Origin of the sequence: Rhodococcus aetherivorans (assembly GCF_011058165.1) — a bacterium.
Lineage (GTDB): Bacteria > Actinomycetota > Actinomycetes > Mycobacteriales > Mycobacteriaceae > Rhodococcus > Rhodococcus aetherivorans.
Map to the genome: position 1 here is coordinate 1 of NZ_JAALEG010000201.1, position 1193 is coordinate 1193.

The 1193-nt window shown below is 74.7% G+C and carries 1 protein-coding gene; it reads left to right on the plus strand.

The window, feature by feature from the left end:
* Positions 1-2: 2 nt before the first annotated feature.
* A complete protein-coding gene (locus G6039_RS30140; RefSeq protein ID WP_029541111.1) occupies positions 3-1193 on the plus strand; it encodes an acetyl-CoA C-acetyltransferase in 1191 nt (396 codons plus the stop codon).

Sequence of the window (1193 nt, forward strand, 5' to 3'; positions counted from 1 at the left end):
TCGTGACCAGTTCTGTCATCGTTGCCGGAGCCCGGACCCCGATGGGGCGTCTGCAGGGCGCCCTGAAGGACCTCTCCGGTTCGGACCTCGGCGGGGTCGCCATCGCCGGTGCCCTCGCCAAGGCCGGGGTGGCCCCGGAGCAGGTCGAGTACGTGATCATGGGTCAGGTGCTCACCGCCGGCGCCGGCCAGATCCCGGCCCGGCAGGCCGCGGTGGCCGCCGGCATCCCGATGGACGTGCCCGCCCTGACCGTGAACAAGGTGTGCCTGTCCGGCATCGACGCGATCGCGCTGGCCGACCAGCTCATCCGCGCCGGCGAGTTCGACATCGTCGTCGCCGGCGGCCAGGAGTCGATGAGCCGGGCCCCGCACCTGCTCGAGCACTCCCGGGCCGGGTTCAAGTACGGCGATGCGACCCTGCGCGACCACATGGCCTTCGACGGGCTGCACGACATCTTCACCGACCAGGCCATGGGCAACCTCACCGAGGCCGCCAACACCGGCACCCGGTTCGTCTCCCGCGCCGAGCAGGACGCCGTCGCCGCCGCCAGCCACCAGCGGGCGGCCCGCGCGCAGAAGGACGGGCTGTTCGACGCGGAGATCGTGCCGGTGTCGATCCCGCAACGCCGCGGCGAGCCGGTCGTGGTCACCGCCGACGAGGGCATCCGCCCGGAGACCACCGCCGAGTCGCTGGCGGCGCTGCGGCCGGCGTTCGCGAAGGACGGCACCGTCACCGCCGGGTCGGCGTCGCAGATCTCCGACGGGGCGGCCGCGGTGGTGGTGATGAGCCGGGCCAGGGCCGAACAGTTGGGTCTGTCCTGGCTCGCCGAGATCGGCGCGCACGGGGTGGTCGCCGGCCCGGACTCGACGCTGCAGTCCCAGCCGGCCCGGGCGATCGCCAAGGCCTGCGCCCGGGAGGGCCTGGACCCGGCCGGGCTGGACCTGGTGGAGATCAACGAGGCGTTCGCCGCGGTCGGGATCGCCTCCGGCCGCGAGCTGGGGCTGGACCCGGCCCGGATCAACGTCAACGGCGGCGCCATCGCGCTGGGGCACCCGCTGGGGATGTCCGGGGCCCGGATCGTGCTGCACCTGGCGCTCGAACTGGCCCGCCGCGGCGGCGGTGTCGGGGCCGCGGCCCTGTGCGGCGGCGGCGGCCAGGGCGACGCCCTCATCGTCCGCGTCCCCAAGGCGTAG